The following is a 15,789-nucleotide window of genomic DNA, read 5'->3' as shown; positions in this document are numbered from 1 at the left end:
CTGACCCGCTTATCGAGCGAGCCAAAATCTTGCAATACTTTCGCAGCGGTCAGCGAGTAGCTCAGCGGTGCGTGGTAAAGCATCCTCCAAGGGCATGGGGCCGTCGGCAAGGGCAAAAGCGGCAGTAACTCCCTCTTCTAGACAGGCTTGCCACCCTTCACCCAAGCTACCAGCGAGCACTATGACCGGCTTGCCATGGCGTTTGGCAGTACGGGCAACACCAATAGGCGTTTTACCTGAAAGGCTTTGACCATCTAAGCGACCTTCTCCGGTAATCACTAAGTCAATATCAGGAAGCAGGTTAGGTAGCTTGGCCTGTTGCATGATCATCTCAATGCCCGGCGTGAGGGTGGCGTTCAGAAAACAGCGAGCGGCAAATCCCATCCCGCCCGCAGCCCCCGCACCTGCTAATTCTCTCTCATCGCGACTCAGTAGTTGGGCGCTCAAGTCAGCAAAATGGCCAATTGCGCGGTCAAGCGTGGTGACATCGTCGGGTGATGCGCCTTTTTGCGGGCCAAAAACAGCGCTCGCCCCGTGTGATCCCAGTAGTGGGTTATCTACATCCACGGCGGCTTCAACCTCTAGGCTGTTTAAACGCGGATCTAGCGTGGAAAGGTCGAGCGTTGCCAGCTGCTGGAGTGCTGCGCCACCAGGAGGGAGCGAGTTGCCGTGCCTATCTAATAGCTTGGCTCCTAGTGCTTGGAGCATGCCTGCACCTGCATCATTGGTGGCACTGCCACCTAAAAAAAGCAGTGCCTTCGTGGCACCAGCATCAAGCGCCGCGTGAAATAACTCTCCGACGCCATACGTGGAGGTATGTAGGGCATTACGTTGGTGAAGGGATAGATGCTGCAGCCCACTGGCTTCTGCTAGTTCGATAAACGCGGTACGCTGCTCGCTAAGCCAGCCCCAGGATGCTTGCCGCGGCCGCCCCAAGGCATCTTGTACCGTAAGTTGACGTCGCTCGGCATTGGTAGCGGCTATAAGCGCATCTAAACTGCCTTCACCGCCATCAGCAAGCGGGCAAAGGTGGATCGTGGCGGTTGGCACAGCCCGTTGAATACCATCGGCCATGGCGCTTGCTGCTTGTTCAGCACTAAGCGCATCTTTAAAACTATCGGGGCAAAGCAGAACATTCATCGCACAACCTCCCTGACGCGTTGTCATAATTATCTATCGTGATTTTTATCATTTATTTTAATGAATGGCTGCTGGCGAGCTTAGCGTGGCGTTCGATGACACACCAGCTGCAACTGGGGCGAGAGGATCACTCATGAAGGCAATATTACCTATTAGCATGACGTGTTTGTTGATACTGACAGGCTGCCAAGCAGTGCCTGATCGCCTTCCTCAAGCGGAGCCAGCTCCTTCGGCAGCCTGCTATTTTCCAAGCGGCCAGTCTGGCCAAGTGACTTCGCAGTTGGGGGGGGCAACACAAAGTTTGGAGGTGCTGACACAAAGTATTGCCGTATTGGAAGCATGGGGGTTTGAGCTTGAAGCTACCGACACCGATTTAGGGCTGGTGACCGCTAGCCGCCAGCGAGATTTAATTGGCTACTACGACCCTTATGATAACGACTTTGGATATGGGCGAAGCATGCGGGTATTTGGCGGCTTTGGTTTGGGGCGTGGTGGTTCCAGCATTGGTCTGGGGGTCGGTGGTGGGTTTGGAGGCGGTTTCCGCCATCAACCTGTCGAAGTAGAGCGAGTATCGCTACTGGCTCGCGATGGGCATATTCGGCTTTCCCGAGATATTCGTCGCTTTGACCACTTAGGGGATCTGCGTGAATCTTACAGCGCTAGCAATGATGATTTTTGTCAACGTTTCCAAACTGCGTTTAAGTAAGCAGCAGCTACCCCGAGGGCGTTATGAAATCACTACGTAAGCAGTTTTTAACGGTCACTGCAGTACTCATGGTCATTACGCTGGCAGGCTGTGCCGCTAAGCAGCCACTAGAGCCGCGAGAGCTACGTTACAACGCTTCCCCTGAGCAAACGTTCCGCGAAGCCATTGAGTTAATGATGGAGCAAGGCTATGTCGTTCGGCACGCTGATTTAGCGCTAGGGCGCGCAGATGCAACGCTAGCCCGCTGGCCAGAGTATCGCCTGCAACTGCAGGTAAGTGAAGTCGCTGGCGGCAGCCGTGTCAGCCTGTCGGCGTTGCGTGGTAATCAGCCGCTACCGCCGTATGTATTAGACCCCTGGCTGGTTGAGCTGCAACATAAATTAGGAGAATTGCCGTGAGAGGCGTACTACCCGCGCATGGAAATTTGCTGAATAAATTTCACGGTTACTGGATAGTGTTGGCAGTCGGTGTTAGCGGCGCGTTAAGCAGCAGTCCTGTGATGGCTCACCCCCATGGCTGGGTCGATCTCAGCGTGAGGGTGATAACAAACGATGAGGGGGACGCGACAGGGCTTCATCAAACATGGCGAATGGACCCTTTTTACAGTTTGGTAGTGTTCGAAGAGTTACAGCAGGTTCAAGGTAGCAACCTGCAAGAAGGACTTGACCAGCTAGGCAGCGACATCCGCGATAACCTGTCGCAGCAGCACTACTTTACGGAGGTTCGTGTGAATGGCGAACCGCAAGCGCTGGGTGAGGTGTCTGAGTACACGGCGTTGGAGCGTGATGGTCGCTTAACCTTTATGTTTATTCTGCCGTTAGCAACGCCTCAGCCATTGGCTGGGCGAATGCTGGAGTATCAGATCTTTGACCCAACCTACTATATCGAAGTGGTGCACGAAGAAGAGGAAGGGGCGCCCTCTGAGCAGGCGCTGATTCTTAATGGTGAGCCCGACTGCCGTTTAAGCGTGTTACCTGCTGATCCTGATCCCGAGCTCGTTATGCAGGCCGCGCTGTTAGATGTGGATGAAACGGGAGAACCAGGTTTGGGCCGCCATTTTGCAGAAACGGGGCGAATTGAATGCGACTAGCGGAAAACCTGGAAGGTCGTGTATAAAGTGTTACTTTACAGCAGTGTTACTTTATAACTTTTCGGTGGAGGGGTAATGCCTTTAACGCGGCAACAACTGTTGTGGGGAGCGCTTACCGTGTTCGGGGCGCTGCTGTTGGTCATCATCGTACAGGCTAATTTGCAGGGAGTTAGTCTTCAACTGCTGGCTTGGCAGCGAGATTTACATCGCACCCTGACGCTTGCTATTACCGAACTCTCTCGCACGCCTTCTACCAACACTTGGCTAACGCTGCTAGGGGTAAGCTTTGCTTATGGTGTTTTTCATGCCGCGGGGCCTGGGCATGGCAAAGCAGTATTAGCGACGTATTTAGCGTCTCACGGTGGTGCCACCCGCCGCGCCTTGGGGCTCTCTTTTGCGGCAGCCCTGTTACAGGGAGTAACGGCAATTGCGATAGTGGCAGTGCTCGTACATGGGCTAGGCTGGGTGACTCGTCAAGCGATGGGCAGCGTGGTTTGGGTGGAGCAAGCCAGCTTTATGTTAGTGGCACTATTAGGTGGCTGGTTATGCTGGCGGGCGATAAAACAATTGCGGCAAGCTTACTCAGCCCACGCCATTGATGCTGGTCACAGTCACAGTCACAGTCACAGCCATGATCATTCCCACTGCTGCGGTGGGGCTCATCATATTGAGCCTCAGCAAGCGCTTGATTGGCGCACAGCATTGATGACCGTGGGTGCGATTGGGATGCGTCCGTGTACGGGGGCAGTGCTCATGTTGGGGGCCGCTAGCTTGCTTGGGCAATTTTACGTTGGTGTCGCTTCGGTGCTTGCCATGTCGCTTGGTACCGGTATTACCGTTTCTGTGCTGGCGCTGGCAAGCATAGTGGCCCGGGGCTGGGCTGCCAAGCGGTTGCAGCAACAAAACAGCCGACAAGTGGTCGAGAAAGCAACTGGGTGGGCGGCGCTTGCAGGCGGTGCTCTCATTATTGCGCTAGGTGTATCACTCTCTTTGGCTGGCGCCGCTCAGCCTGCCAGTGGTCCATTACTCAACGAGCCACCATCAAGGCAAGGCTCTTTGCTGGGGAATTAAGCTAAAGCTTTAATCCTTCAATTTGGGCTAGCAACTGTTCACGGCGACTGCCCTGAAGGGCTAGCTCATAAGGCTCTGGGCTGCCATTTCCCCATACCGGCGCTGGCCAACTGGCATCATCTGTATAGCGAACTACCAAATGAATATGTAGCTGGTTGACGACATTCCCTAAGGTGGCAATATTGAGCTTATCGCCGTGAAATGTCGCCTTCATCGCCGTCCCCAACGCAATCGTCTCACGCCATAGCTGGGCTTGATCATCCTGGTTCAGTTCAAACACTTCGCTGACTGAGCCGATCCTGGGAACCAAAATTACCCAAGGGTAGCGCGCATCGTTCATTAGCAGCGCCCGACACAGGGGAAGGTCGGCGAGCGGCAAAGTATCCGCTTCTAGGCGTGGGTCAAGTTCGAACGTTTTCAATTAAGTACTCCTTTACATAATAAAAATCATCATAGCAGCTGCGGATACACCTTGCTCCTTACCCAAGGACTTGCCCAAAGACTTACCAAGAGGCTTGGTAAGGAGAGGCCAAAACAGGCGAAATTATTAAAATCTGTTACTCTGAAAACACTCCCATACGGCAAGGCTGCCGTCGGAGCTTCCCGATGTTGAATGATTTGTTAAGGAGAACACAGATGAAAAAACTATTAGGTATTAGCTTTATTCTGTTGATGACGGCGGGCGCTCTAGCGGGCTGCAATACCATTGCAGGTGCAGGACAAGACGTTCAAGAGGGTGGCCAAGCAGTTCAAGACGCAGCAAGTTAATACGCTTTATTTCCAATGCTTCTTGGCGTGAGTGAGCGGGTTAGGCATAGTTGTCTAGCCCGTTTTGCATTCAGGGTAGTTATTTACCAACACAAGGAAGCGCCATAATGAATCACCCAATACGCTGTGCGAAGAAGAAAGTGGGCCGCTTAGCTTTATTACTCGCATCGGTATTGCCAGTCTCTGTCTTATTGGTGGCATGTGCTGGTTCACCCGATAATGTCTCTGCCCCAGAGCCACCTACTGTAGGTAAGCCTTCTACTGAAATGAACACCACATGCGATGCTGACGCGGTCCAGTATGCTATTGGCGCTCCTTTTGATGAAGCCAATGTGCCCATGCTACAAAGTGAGAGCGGCGCAAAGCAGGTGCGCGTACTTAGGCCGAATAGCGCCGCCACCATGGACTACCGAGAAGATCGCTTGAATATTCTTCTTGAAAGTAATGACATGATTGAAGCGCTGCGCTGTGGCTAGCGTAAAATCAGTACGACACAGGCGGCCGTTAACAGTCCCATAGTGATATTAAATAATCGCCATGCTTTATCACTTTTGATCCATTGTCCAATGGCGCTGCCAAACGCTGCCCATAAGGCAATGCACGGCAGCGCGACCAATTCCGCGAAACCTGCTAACACCAGTGCGTTGATTACTGGCTGACCATTTTCGGGAAGAAATCCCGCCATCAACGCCAGCCCCATTACCCATGCTTTGGGGTTGGCGAATTGAAACATTGCGGCTTGGAAAAAAGTTAACGGTACCCCGTGTTGAGTTCCTTTGAGATTTGGCGGCGGTGCAGTGGCTATCTTCCAAGCTAAATACAATAGATAGGCGCTACCCACCCAGCGGAGTGTCGTTTGAACCATAGGAAAGCGTTCAAATAATACGCCAAGCCCCAGCGCGATACCGGAAAACAGCAGAAAACAGCCGCCTAAAATGCCCCACATATGAGGCATGGTTCTACGAAAACCAAAATTCGCCCCAGAGGCAGTCAGCATAATATTGTTTGGCCCAGGGGTAAGTGTCATCGACATCATATAAAGCGCAGCCGGGCCAAGCAGTAGCCATTCGTTGTTCATTTTGTATCCATACAATTTTGTGGTTTAGATTGTTTTTTGATCGCTTTTGTAAGCATAATAGCGGGTAAATCTACGTCAAAGGTTTTATTGTCACCATGACAATTTGGGTGCCTTCACTTGAGTGTTTTTCTGGGCCACGCTATCGCGCGATTGCCCAGTCCATTGGCGCCGCTATCTCAGATGGTGAACTGGCCCCAGGCGAACGTTTACCACCTCAGCGGCGCTTAGCAGATGCGTTGGGAGTAACTGTAGGCACCGTTACTCGGGGGTATGCAGAGGCAGAGCGCCATGGCTGGGTAACTGCCCGAGTAGGCAGTGGAACCTTCGTCAAGCAATCTGCGCCAAGGACCGTTTTTGATATGGCATGGCGGACGGATGATGACAGTGATGTCATCGATTTAAGCTTAAGTTTGCCGCCGCCTCACCCACTTCGTTTGCAGGCGTTCAGTGCTGCTTTAAAGGCAATGAGCGAATCGCCTTCTGCAGTAACGCGAGGAGTCTCCTATCTTGATGCGAGGGGAACCGAAGGTCACCGCGAGAGGTTGGCAGAATGGCTAGCGCAATTAGGTATGTCGCTGAACGCAGATGAGCTGCTGATTACTCAGGGAGGGCAGCATGGCATTAGTCTGGTGCTTAGTACGCTGCTGCGCCCAGGTGAACTGATGGCAACCGACGCTTTGACCTATCCAGGCGCAATTAGCGCTGCCCAGCAAGCCCACCTAAAAATGGTCGGCATTGCCTTTGATGATTCGGGGATGTGTATGGATGCGCTGGAGGCTCAGTGCGCCCGTCAGCCACCCAGGTTAATCTATGTGACACCTGATCAGAATAACCCTACCGGGGCTTGTCTTAGCGAGGCTCGGCGAGAGCAATTGGTGGCACTTGCCAGACGTTATGACAGTTGGCTACTGGAAGATGGTGTGCAGTATTTGCCTGCTGAGCAGCGCGGCACACCCCTGTATCAGTTAGCGCCAGAGCGAACGCTATTTGTTTTCAGTACCGCAAAGGTGCTAGCAGGTGGGCTGCGTATTGGTGTCTTGCGGACGCCTAATAAGCTGCTGGAACGCCTTGCTGCCGGGCTAAGGGCGCAGAGTTGGATGGTGCCGCCGTTGATGGTTGATATCGCCTGTTATTGGATCGCTCAGCCCGAGGCAGCTTCACTGCTTGCGTGGCAAACCGAGGAGCTGGCCGCGCGACAGCAAATAGTGACAGAGGTGCTTTCTGGTTACACGCTGGGTCGAAGTCACAACGGCAGCAATGTCTGGCTTACGTTGCCGGAAGGGAGTCGTGCCATCGAAATGTGTGAACGCTTGCAGCTACAAGGCGTTAAAGTTTCAAGTGCGGAGCCTTTTTGTGTGGGAAGTACACCTGCGCCCCAGGCCATTAGGATTTGTATTGGGGCTGCTGCTGACAGACAGACATTAATCCAGGCATTGAATATTATTAAGCAGTGCCTGGCTCAGCCCCCGTTGGCAACCATTACCGTATAGTAGGGCTATTGATAGCCCTACTAGTGGTAATCAGACTACTCATAACGGTCTTTCCATCCTTGGTGGCGTACCTGCTCTTTTAGCATTTCAAGAATGTCGAAAAGCACTTGTTCGGTGACATGCGCGCTTGTTTCATCCACGGTTAGCCAACTGTTGAAACCCGTTTCAGCCGTACGCTCAACTAGTTGACGAAACTCTGTTGAGTGAATGCCTTGGGCGAGTTCATCCACTAGCCGCTGGGCAACCCCGCTAAGTGACGCCTGCATAGCGTTTGAGGCCGTGTTTCCCATGGGTAGGCGGTGTAGTTTTTGAATTTCTGGGCTTTCCCGCAGGGTTCGGCTAACTAAGTCATCAATCGCCGCCATGATAGCGTTACGGTTTTGTTGATAGGCTTGCCCCACCGTTGTTTCTAATCGCTGAGCAATTTCATGAATTAGCTGGGCTTTGCGAGGGAGGATAACGCGATCAATGACCCGCTCTGTTAGTGAATCACTAGCCACAATTTGCTCTTGTACATTACCTAGTAAGCGCAGTGCAATGCGGTCGGAAAGCTCTTCTAGCAGGATGTCGTAATACTTGGCAAAAAAGCGGTAGCTGTCCCAGCTGGTCACATTAATCAAGCGCAGCCGATGCAGCCGGTTTAATAGCGATACCACGCGCAGCACGCGCAATAAGCGGAATCCGCTGAGTGGAATGCAGCCCAATACGTCGTACCAGTGAACAAACGGGTAGAAAAACCAGCGGTGGTAGCGCCGTTCGGCAATCGCTACTGCCCAACCCAGCAGTACATCCGCTATAAAGATACCGACAAAAAACAAATCGATAGTAATAAAGCGGCTGTGAACTGCCGAGTCATAAAATGCGTGGAAACTGGGTGTAAGGCTGGCAATGGTATCGTTTATTGGCCCAATCAGAAACAGCGAGTCAAACAGTAATAGGCTAAGGTTGATGATGACCGCGGCGAGAATAAAAAAATCCCAGCCGATATGCGCATACTCAACGGTTTTGGGTAGGTGTGGGTAGCGCTCCCTAACGGGCATGAGGGCTCCTTGCTCTGAGGGCGTAAGTTAGCGTTAAGAGTGCTGCTGATGGTGGTTTTTATGAGTTAGCAACTCTTCTTGCTCTGCTTGCTTACGCAGTTTTTTGCGTAATGTGGCTTTTTCGAATCTCAGTTTCTGTAGCGACGTTTCCAATGCTAGCGGTGGCACTAACGCGGGCTTGCCGTCTGAATCTACCGCCACCATGGTGAGATAACAGCTATTGGTGTGACGAATCAGCTTTTCACGAATATCTTCGGCCACTACCTTAACCCCGATTTCCATAGAAGATCGCCCCACGTGATTGACGCTGGCGAGAAAGGTCACCAGTTCACCTACATGAATCGGCTGTTTAAACAACACCTGATCGACAGAAAGTGTGACGACATAGTGGCCTGAATAGCGGCTTGCACAAGCGTAGGCCACCTCATCGAGTTTTTTAAGGATAGCACCACCATGTACTTTGCCACTGAAATTGGCCATGTCGGGCGTCATTAACACGGTCATGGAGAGTTCATGCTGGCCGGGAAGGGCGCTATGTTCAACCTGGGTGTCTGACATAAATAAAAACCTTCAGAGATTAAAATGCCCGCCCCAAGGGGCGGGCGCTATGTAGGTAGCTAGAGTTCTAAAGCTATTGCGTCGTTAATGCTAAAACCATACTAGGCCAACGGAAATAATAATGCCGGTGACAAACAGCTGGATGAGGCAGAAACCCATGATGTCTTTCGCTTTCAGGCCTGCGATAGCCAGCACCGGCAGCGCCCAGAAGGGCTGCAATAAGTTAGTCCAGGCATCGCCCCAGGCTACCGCCATGGCCACACGGGAAATGTCAGCGCCTAGCGCTTCTGCAGCGGGTAGCATGACCGGGGCTTGAACAGCCCATTGGCCACCGCCGGAAGGCACGAACAGGTTCACAATGCCAGCACTCAGGAAGGACCAGAATGGCAGCGATGTAGCGGTGGCGAAAGAGACTAACCACTCAGACATGCTCTGAGCCAATCCCGATTGCACCATAATGGCCATAATGCCCGCGTAGAAGGGGAACTGAATAACGATTCCTGCGCCGCCTTTAATGGCTTCATTCAAGCTGTTGAGCAGGTTGCGCGGCGTGCGATGCAGCACAATGGCCAAGAATAGGAACAGGAAGTTGACGACGTTAAGGTTCAATCCTCCGCTACGAAGTAGAAAGTGATCGAGCAGGAACAGAAGCCCCGGAACGCCCACTAGCAGGGCGAGAGGCATGCTGTTTTCGAGCTTTTCGGCTGGGCGGGTAATACGGCCTTGCTGTTCGGGTTCATCGTTTAGCAGCTTGGGATCCACATAGACACTGTCTTTTTCGTCCGGCAGCATGAAGCGGTTAACCAGCGGTACGGCGATAAACAGACAGACAACAATTGCAAGGTTAAAGAAGGCAAAAATCGTTGAGCCGGTACCGATAACGCCGATTTGATCAGCGGAGAAGTGGCCTTCAGTGGCAATGGTCAGCGGAATTGAGCCAGCAAGGCCGCCATGCCATACCACGAAGCCTGAGTAAGCGCTGGCAACGAGAAGCCGATAGTCCACTCGTATCAGGCGGGCGAGTTCCTTGGCAAAAAGCGCCCCAACAACCAGGCCAAACCCCCAGTTAATCCAGCTGGCCGCGAGCGACACGAGCGTAACTAAAATAATCGCGCCACCAGGACTTTTCGCAGTGCTAGCGATTTTCTGCAGAATGCGCTTTACCGGTGGTGAGCTTGCCAGCATAAAGCCCGTGACGAGTACCAGCAGCATTTGCATCGAGAAGGTGAGTAGCCCCCAAAAACCATCACCCCACATGCGGAGCACGGCAAGTGGTGTTTGGCGCTCAACGGCTATCGCAGCGACAGATGCAATCAACGTTAGCAGCAGAACAAAGATGTAGGGATCTGGCAAGTAGCGCTCGACCAGCTTAACTGCCGGTTTTGATATGAGTTTTAACATGAGTGCTCTCTTTATTCGTTATTAGGAAGTGCGTGGCTAATATACGGCGGTAAACCGTATTTTTCATCCATTGTTAGGTGCGTTCTCAAGTGCGTTCTCAGGTGCTGGCACAGATAATCACTATTACGGTAGACCAGTTGGCAGCAACTAAGCGTGGTGGGCTTCAACGGTGGGGGGACACTATGAGTTTAGCGTTGTGGATTTCAGCACTTGGGCTTTAGCCCTAAGGGCGCCAGTGGCGTTGACGGTAGCGGTAGTAGTAGGCAATCAGTACCACCGAGCGTGTGAACATAAAGAGCGTAAAGGCTAACCACAGGCCATGGTTACCAAGCCATTGAGATAGCCACCAAGTCGGTAGGTAAACCGCTAGACCGATAAAAATGCTGTTGCGCATTTCGCGCACAGCGGTGGTGCCGATAAAAACGCCATCTAAAAAATAGCTCCATACGGCTATCAATGGCATCACGATCATCCAAGGCAGGTAACTAGCGGCAGTGGCACGAACCTCTGCCAGCCCTGTCAGCATGGCTACTAAATAATTTCCGCCCAATGCGAAGGCAAAGGTGGCTGCAGTGGCTGTCCAGAACGAGAATTGTGCTGTCGCTCGAACCGTCGCGGCAAACTCCCGCCAGTCACGCCGCCCAAACGCGCGGCCTACCAGCGATTCCGCTGCGTGGGCGAAGCCATCAAGTGCGTAGCTAGTGAGCATAATAAATTGCAATAGTACGGCATTAGCGGCTAACACCGTGTCGCCCTGGCGTGCCCCTTGAGCGGTAAAAAAAGCCATGGCGAACAGCAGCCCTAAGGTGCGCACAAACAAATTGGCGTTAACATTAAACAGGGCTGAGTAGGCTGACACTACCAAAAGTCGCTGCCGTTGAAAGCAGCCTTCCAGGTGACCAAGCTGGCGCAGTACTAAATAGCCACCCAAGGTTAGCGCACTGTAGTCGGCAATCACGCTGGCCAGAGCGACACCGCCGCTGGTCATCCCTAGCCCTACGACAAACCAAAGATCAAGCACGATATTGACGCTGTTGGTCAGCACTAAAATCATCAACGTAACGCGGGCGTTTTGTTGGCCCAAAAACCAGCCGAGGATGGCGTAGTTCGCCAGCACCGCCGGTGCCGACCAGAGGCGTATTTCGGCATACTCTCGTGCCAGTGGTGTCGCCGCTTCACTGCCGTCTAATAGCCATAAGCCGAGCGAAATCAGTGGCGACCCAAAGATAATCAATAGCGCGCCTATAACGATCGCCATTATAAGTGACTGACCCAACAAATTGCGCACATCACTATGTGCTTCGCGTCCGATTGCCTGGGCAACCAACCCCGTGGTGCCCATGCGTAGAAAGCCAAATCCCCAATAGAGGAAACTAAACAGCGTCGCTCCGAGGGTTACTGCCGCCAGATAGCGAGAATCGGGCAGGTGTCCGACCACAGCGGTATCGACCAGCCCTAGTAAGGGAACTGTTATATTTGAAAGAATGATTGGCCAGGCAAGAGTCCAAATACGCACGTTTCAGTGGGCCTAAGCAGCAGTAATAATGCGGTACTTCTCCATGAGTTTCTCGTGGGTTTCGGGACGCTCTGGGTCGAGAGGAATGCAGTCCACTGGACACACTTGTTGGCACTGTGGCTCGTCAAAGTGACCGACACATTCCGTGCATAAATTGGGGTCAATAACGTAAATCTCCTCGCCAGGAGAGATGGCGTCATTGGGGCATTCAGGTTCGCAGACGTCGCAGTTAATGCATTCGTCGGTGATCATCAGGGCCATGGGCGTACCTCACGAATGGCTTTTCGCCCAGGTAGTTATATACCTGAGCGTTTTACTCAACAATATCGATCGCTAGATAGTGTAGTGCTTACGCAGCGCCTCTGCGACCTGCGGGTGAACGAGCGGTGAAATATCGCCGCCCAGTTTGGCGATTTCTCGCACAATGGTGGACGAAATATAGGAATTTTCCACCGCTGGGGTGAGAAATACGCTCTCAAGTTCAGGGTTTTGCGCACGATTCATATTGGCCAGCTGAAGCTCGTACTCGAAATCCGAGACAGCCCGAAGGCCACGTAGAATAATGGTGGCACCCTGCTCGTGCATCATAGTGGTCAGAAGTGTTGAAAAACCGATGACCTCTACGTTCGGCAGTGAAGCACACACCGTTTTGGCCAGCGCGATACGGGTTTCTAGCTCAAGACTAGGCTGCTTGCCAGGGCTTGCTGCGACCGCAATGACCACCTTATCGAACATCCGTGCACCGCGTTCGATAAGATCAAAGTGGCCGTTGGTGATAGGATCAAACGTCCCAGGATAGACGGCAACATTCACACGTTGATCGCTCATTCCGGTGTCTCCTGTTCATCAAGCTGACCAAAAGGATTGTCTGCCGTTAGCGAAACGGCGTGATCATAGCCCGGTATATGAATGCGATCGGCGTGGATCTCAAGTTCAGGGCCTTCTAAAACGGCTTCACCAAACTGATAACGAGGCGCATAGTGCCCATGATCAGCGCTTGCTAAATAAGTCGCGGCATTCTCTCGAACGGCTTCCCGACGTGTTTTCCAAGCGCTAATGGCGTCACTGCCGTGGCGTTGTGTAAGCAATCGTTCGGTGACCTGAGGGGAGAGCACAACGCCAGTAGCGTTATTACCACCGAACCCTTTTGCATTAATAAAGGCAGCATCGGCGCTAAACACCACTGGGGTAGTGGAAAAACGAAGCCGCTTGGCGTACACATCGTCCGCGACCGCGTCTAAGGTGGGAATACCTGGCAGTAACCCATGGGCAAAGCTGCCCAGAGCACTTACCAACTGATCGCCTGCTGCAGACCCTTGGGAGTGGCCAATAAACGCTTTAATGGCGACCACTGGCCAGTTCTCGATGCCATTTGCTCGAGCAATTTCATCAAAAACATGGGATTCAGTCGTGCGGTTTTTTGGCGTGCTAGTGCCATGGGCATGCAGGAAAGTGCGCTCTTTTAGCGCTTTCTCACCTAGCATATCTTTTACCAAAGCGGCTGCCTTGCCCAAGGTGATGTAGTTGCCAATACCGGGTGCGGAAATAGAGCGCTTAAAGCCATCGGCATTAACGAATACATCGGGCACTGAACCTAGAATATCCGCCCCTAACTCAAGCGCTAACGCATCGTCCATTAACAGTACGAACTGGCTCGCTTCCGCCATGGTGAAGCCACAGTTACGTGCAAACGGGCGACAAGCACGCTGATAGTCGGCGTCGGTAAGCAACTCTAAAGAATCCAGTGCTTTCAGGCTAGCATCATCGGCCAGTGCGCCCATGGCGCGGAAGCCTTCGATGATTTCGGGGGTAATCGGCGCATCTGCGGTGCCTACCATAACGACCCGGCAACGCCCTGTGCGAATATCATCAATACCTAGGCGCAGGTTGTATAAAAAGCTTGCACAAGCACCTAAAGCTGCGCCGGTACTCCCCACACTGCCTAATACGTAGGCATTGAGGAAGTCAGCTGGCATTTGCCCGTAGCCCAGTGGCATCTGCTTAGAGGTGGCGCGTTGGCCACTAACCAAGCTCTTTAGTAAGCCGCCCCAGCCTTGGTCATCTAATTGGCCAATAGAGTTGCCCGCATATACAGCGATATGGTCAGGATCAAGCCGCTGGCGAATTGATTCCCAAGCGAGCCCGCTGGAACCTAGGCAGTCACTAGCACTAAATACTGCCATCGACAGGCCGCGCGGATGATGCACGCTACGGTAAAGACTGGCGGGATCGAAGCCACTCGGCAATTGGGCAGCTGCACGTACCTTTGGCTCTAAGGCGTCAGGCAGCAGAGCACTAAAGTTACCCGCGGGCACGGTAACGGCGACTTCTTTCGCGTCAATGTCCTCTACGTGCCATCCTTCAGGCAGCTGTTCGGGCAGCTGACGGCGGCGCAATGTAAAACGCACCGGTTCAGACAGCGTCATTTCTGCCCGTCGGTTGGCTGGCAAGCCCGGAGCGAGAAAGCGTGGATCCTCGTTGCGCCGAATCAATGTGTGGTTAAGCACATGATCGCGCAAGGTTTGAGCAGGGGAGTCAATGGGCTGGCCGGCGCTATCATGCCAGCCGTTATCGGAATGCTCGGCAAGGCGCATAAGCGCTGCCAAGCCTTCCAGTGTTTGGCGCTGCTGGTCAGCTGGAAGAGCATCAAGCACGGTGCGGCGGAAGGCCTGGTGGCCCGAGGTTCTGCCGGCGGGATTGATGCCGCCCATGCCGACAATCACCGGTAAGTGTGACAAGCCGGGTTCCTCGTGGTGCGGTGGTTTTTAGTAACAGTTATTGTCAGAGGCATAGCAAAAAAGTGCTGCTCATCTGCGCTTAATAATACTCTCGAACGTGATCATAGCACCGGGCGTACAACGGCGTCATGCCGCGTGCGCAGTAGACTGATAGAATCACGTTTTTTTTAAGCAGGGGATGGCATGCAGCATTCATCACGACCCGTGGTTTCCAATCAGCCTGGCCCACATCACGATGTGGCGCGCCGGGTAGCACGTGCCTTGGAAAACCCACTGCGAAAGCCAATCGCTGCGCATACGCAACGGGCTTTTGAAGGCGCGCATATGTGGCTTCAAAAGCAGCAAGCACCATTAATCCTAGATGCTGGCTGCGGTGTAGGCCTTTCGACACGCCGTTTGGCAGAACAGTTTCCAGCGCATGCGGTGATCGGCGTTGATCGAAGCGAAGATCGGCTAAGTCGAGACCATGGCGAATTGCCTGCTAATGCGCTGTTGGTGCGGGCTGACCTTGTTGACTTCTGGCGACTAGCTGAACAGGCAAAATGGGCGCCAGAGCGGCATTTTCTGCTTTATCCCAATCCTTATCCAAAAGCAGCGCATTTAAAAATGCGCTGGCATGGGCATCCTGTTTTCCCCACACTGCTAGCCCTTGGGGGGCATTTAGAAGTGCGATCCAACTGGCAGTTATATGTTGAAGAGTTTGCTCTGGCAACCGCCCTAGTAACGGGAAAGCAGGCAGCGATTGCCTCGTTGGTACCTAACGGCAGCTATCTAACGCCATTTGAAGCAAAGTATGATCAAAGCGGCCAAACGCTTTGGCAGTTGCAGATTGAATTGGAGCGGGCATGACGTTTGTATATTTAGTGCTAGCGATTGTTGCCGAGGTTATCGCCACTAGCGCCCTCAAATCGTCAATGGGATTCACACGACCGATTCCAAGCATCATGGTCGTCGTGGGCTACGGTGTGGCATTTTATCTGTTGAGCTTGGTGTTGCGGACATTGCCTGTCGGTATTGCTTATGCCATCTGGGCAGGTCTGGGCATCGTGTTGGTCACGCTGGTTGGCATTGTGGTTTTCGGTGAAAAGCCTGATTTACCCGCTGTTATTGGCATTAGTTTGATTGTGGCTGGAGTAGTCATACTTCAAGTCTTTTCAAAAATGAACGTGCATTGAGGAAAGTAAGCGTGACGT

Annotated in this window: 19 protein-coding genes; 9 read left to right on the top strand and 10 right to left on the bottom strand. The window is 52.9% G+C overall.

All coding sequences use genetic code 11. The annotated features are described in order from the left end of the window. Window positions 1-9 precede the first annotated feature (9 nt). Window positions 10-1,140, bottom strand: a complete 1,131-nt coding sequence (locus B6A39_RS15365; RefSeq protein ID WP_083007065.1) for a glycerate kinase — start codon at window positions 1,138-1,140, stop codon at window positions 10-12. A gap of 133 nt (window positions 1,141-1,273) precedes the next feature. Here B6A39_RS15365 and B6A39_RS15360 point away from each other — a divergent pair, with 133 nt between their 5' ends. From B6A39_RS15360 to B6A39_RS15345, 4 genes are all read left to right on the top strand, one after another. Beyond that, window positions 1,274-1,846 (top strand): hypothetical protein, encoded by a 573-nt coding sequence (locus B6A39_RS15360; protein ID WP_083007064.1) that lies wholly within the window; start codon window positions 1,274-1,276, stop codon window positions 1,844-1,846. 23 nt (window positions 1,847-1,869) lie between these two features. Further along, complete coding sequence (locus tag B6A39_RS15355; protein ID WP_083007062.1) at window positions 1,870-2,244, top strand: hypothetical protein; 375 nt, start codon at window positions 1,870-1,872, stop codon at window positions 2,242-2,244. Between the two features lie 53 nt (window positions 2,245-2,297). Next, window positions 2,298-2,936, top strand: coding sequence for a DUF1007 family protein (locus tag B6A39_RS15350; protein WP_269747996.1), 639 nt, complete (start codon window positions 2,298-2,300; stop codon window positions 2,934-2,936). A 75-nt stretch (window positions 2,937-3,011) separates the two neighbouring features. Further along, a complete protein-coding gene (locus B6A39_RS15345; RefSeq protein WP_083007060.1) occupies window positions 3,012-4,007 on the top strand; it encodes a nickel/cobalt transporter in 996 nt (331 codons plus the stop codon). Window position 4,008: 1 nt separating this feature from the next. Here B6A39_RS15345 and B6A39_RS15340 read toward each other — a convergent pair whose 3' ends face one another. Beyond that, window positions 4,009-4,428, bottom strand: coding sequence for an HIT domain-containing protein (locus B6A39_RS15340; protein ID WP_083007059.1), 420 nt, complete (start codon window positions 4,426-4,428; stop codon window positions 4,009-4,011). A 215-nt stretch (window positions 4,429-4,643) separates the two neighbouring features. On the opposite strand from B6A39_RS15340, the gene B6A39_RS15335 reads away from it, so the two are divergent. Next, window positions 4,644-4,775: an entericidin A/B family lipoprotein gene (locus tag B6A39_RS15335; RefSeq protein ID WP_038478218.1), complete on the top strand. Its 132-nt coding sequence runs from the start codon at window positions 4,644-4,646 to the stop codon at window positions 4,773-4,775. Window positions 4,776-4,882: 107 nt separating this feature from the next. Further along, window positions 4,883-5,251 (top strand): I78 family peptidase inhibitor, encoded by a 369-nt coding sequence (locus tag B6A39_RS15330; protein ID WP_083007057.1) that lies wholly within the window; start codon window positions 4,883-4,885, stop codon window positions 5,249-5,251. Here the strand turns inward: B6A39_RS15330 and B6A39_RS15325 are convergent. After that, on the bottom strand, window positions 5,248-5,853 hold the full coding sequence (locus tag B6A39_RS15325) for a LysE family translocator (protein ID WP_083007055.1): 606 nt from the start codon (window positions 5,851-5,853) through the stop codon (window positions 5,248-5,250). The genes B6A39_RS15330 and B6A39_RS15325 overlap by 4 nt on opposite strands. Window positions 5,854-5,948: 95 nt before the next feature. On the opposite strand from B6A39_RS15325, the gene B6A39_RS15320 reads away from it, so the two are divergent. Next, window positions 5,949-7,343 carry an aminotransferase-like domain-containing protein gene (locus B6A39_RS15320; RefSeq protein WP_083007054.1) on the top strand — a complete coding sequence of 465 codons (1,395 nt, stop codon included), beginning with the start codon at window positions 5,949-5,951 and terminating at the stop codon, window positions 7,341-7,343. Window positions 7,344-7,378: 35 nt separating this feature from the next. Here B6A39_RS15320 and B6A39_RS15315 read toward each other — a convergent pair whose 3' ends face one another. The 7 genes from B6A39_RS15315 to B6A39_RS15285 form a co-directional block, all read right to left on the bottom strand. Continuing rightward, entirely contained in the window at window positions 7,379-8,383 is a 1,005-nt protein-coding gene (locus tag B6A39_RS15315; RefSeq protein WP_083007052.1) for a hypothetical protein, read from the bottom strand. Between the two features lie 33 nt (window positions 8,384-8,416). Further along, window positions 8,417-8,941, bottom strand: a complete 525-nt coding sequence (locus B6A39_RS15310; RefSeq protein WP_083007051.1) for an acyl-CoA thioesterase — start codon at window positions 8,939-8,941, stop codon at window positions 8,417-8,419. Window positions 8,942-9,031: 90 nt separating this feature from the next. After that, window positions 9,032-10,342 carry a short-chain fatty acid transporter gene (locus B6A39_RS15305; protein ID WP_009724869.1) on the bottom strand — a complete coding sequence of 437 codons (1,311 nt, stop codon included), beginning with the start codon at window positions 10,340-10,342 and terminating at the stop codon, window positions 9,032-9,034. Between the two features lie 223 nt (window positions 10,343-10,565). After that, window positions 10,566-11,858 carry an MATE family efflux transporter gene (locus tag B6A39_RS15300; protein WP_083007049.1) on the bottom strand — a complete coding sequence of 431 codons (1,293 nt, stop codon included), beginning with the start codon at window positions 11,856-11,858 and terminating at the stop codon, window positions 10,566-10,568. 12 nt (window positions 11,859-11,870) lie between these two features. Beyond that, the gene (locus B6A39_RS15295; RefSeq protein ID WP_038478199.1) at window positions 11,871-12,119 is read right to left on the bottom strand and encodes a YfhL family 4Fe-4S dicluster ferredoxin; all 249 of its coding nucleotides are present in this window, start codon (window positions 12,117-12,119) and stop codon (window positions 11,871-11,873) included. 72 nt (window positions 12,120-12,191) lie between these two features. Continuing rightward, on the bottom strand, window positions 12,192-12,686 hold the full coding sequence (coaD, locus tag B6A39_RS15290) for a pantetheine-phosphate adenylyltransferase (protein ID WP_038478195.1): 495 nt from the start codon (window positions 12,684-12,686) through the stop codon (window positions 12,192-12,194). Further along, window positions 12,683-14,569 carry a beta-ketoacyl synthase gene (locus B6A39_RS15285; RefSeq protein WP_083007928.1) on the bottom strand — a complete coding sequence of 629 codons (1,887 nt, stop codon included), beginning with the start codon at window positions 14,567-14,569 and terminating at the stop codon, window positions 12,683-12,685. The genes coaD and B6A39_RS15285 overlap by 4 nt, the downstream gene beginning before the upstream one ends. A gap of 210 nt (window positions 14,570-14,779) precedes the next feature. On the opposite strand from B6A39_RS15285, the gene trmB reads away from it, so the two are divergent. Both trmB and B6A39_RS15275 read left to right on the top strand, forming a co-directional pair. Next, window positions 14,780-15,445, top strand: coding sequence for a tRNA (guanine(46)-N(7))-methyltransferase TrmB (gene trmB / locus B6A39_RS15280; protein WP_083007048.1), 666 nt, complete (start codon window positions 14,780-14,782; stop codon window positions 15,443-15,445). Then, window positions 15,442-15,771: a DMT family transporter gene (locus B6A39_RS15275; RefSeq protein ID WP_083007046.1), complete on the top strand. Its 330-nt coding sequence runs from the start codon at window positions 15,442-15,444 to the stop codon at window positions 15,769-15,771. The genes trmB and B6A39_RS15275 overlap by 4 nt, the downstream gene beginning before the upstream one ends. Window positions 15,772-15,789: the final 18 nt, after the last annotated feature.

The sequence above is a fragment of the Halomonas sp. GT genome, assembly GCF_002082565.1.
GTDB lineage: Bacteria > Pseudomonadota > Gammaproteobacteria > Pseudomonadales > Halomonadaceae > Vreelandella.
Note: the sequence above shows the minus strand (reverse complement) of the source record. Positions and strands in the feature narration are given on the sequence as shown.

Coding starts and splice junctions, on each gene's coding strand:
- B6A39_RS15365 (WP_083007065.1), bottom strand. CDS start 1,140: ATGAATGTTCTGCTTTGCCCCGATAGTTTTAAAGATGCGCTTAGTGCT.
- B6A39_RS15360 (WP_083007064.1), top strand. CDS start 1,274: ATGAAGGCAATATTACCTATTAGCATGACGTGTTTGTTGATACTGACA.
- B6A39_RS15355 (WP_083007062.1), top strand. CDS start 1,870: ATGAAATCACTACGTAAGCAGTTTTTAACGGTCACTGCAGTACTCATG.
- B6A39_RS15345 (WP_083007060.1), top strand. CDS start 3,012: ATGCCTTTAACGCGGCAACAACTGTTGTGGGGAGCGCTTACCGTGTTC.
- B6A39_RS15335 (WP_038478218.1), top strand. CDS start 4,644: ATGAAAAAACTATTAGGTATTAGCTTTATTCTGTTGATGACGGCGGGC.
- B6A39_RS15330 (WP_083007057.1), top strand. CDS start 4,883: ATGAATCACCCAATACGCTGTGCGAAGAAGAAAGTGGGCCGCTTAGCT.
- B6A39_RS15325 (WP_083007055.1), bottom strand. CDS start 5,853: ATGAACAACGAATGGCTACTGCTTGGCCCGGCTGCGCTTTATATGATG.
- B6A39_RS15320 (WP_083007054.1), top strand. CDS start 5,949: ATGACAATTTGGGTGCCTTCACTTGAGTGTTTTTCTGGGCCACGCTAT.
- B6A39_RS15315 (WP_083007052.1), bottom strand. CDS start 8,383: ATGCCCGTTAGGGAGCGCTACCCACACCTACCCAAAACCGTTGAGTAT.
- B6A39_RS15310 (WP_083007051.1), bottom strand. CDS start 8,941: ATGTCAGACACCCAGGTTGAACATAGCGCCCTTCCCGGCCAGCATGAA.
- B6A39_RS15305 (WP_009724869.1), bottom strand. CDS start 10,342: ATGTTAAAACTCATATCAAAACCGGCAGTTAAGCTGGTCGAGCGCTAC.
- B6A39_RS15295 (WP_038478199.1), bottom strand. CDS start 12,119: ATGGCCCTGATGATCACCGACGAATGCATTAACTGCGACGTCTGCGAA.
- coaD (WP_038478195.1), bottom strand. CDS start 12,686: ATGAGCGATCAACGTGTGAATGTTGCCGTCTATCCTGGGACGTTTGAT.
- B6A39_RS15285 (WP_083007928.1), bottom strand. CDS start 14,569: ATGGGCGGCATCAATCCCGCCGGCAGAACCTCGGGCCACCAGGCCTTC.
- trmB (WP_083007048.1), top strand. CDS start 14,780: ATGCAGCATTCATCACGACCCGTGGTTTCCAATCAGCCTGGCCCACAT.
- B6A39_RS15275 (WP_083007046.1), top strand. CDS start 15,442: ATGACGTTTGTATATTTAGTGCTAGCGATTGTTGCCGAGGTTATCGCC.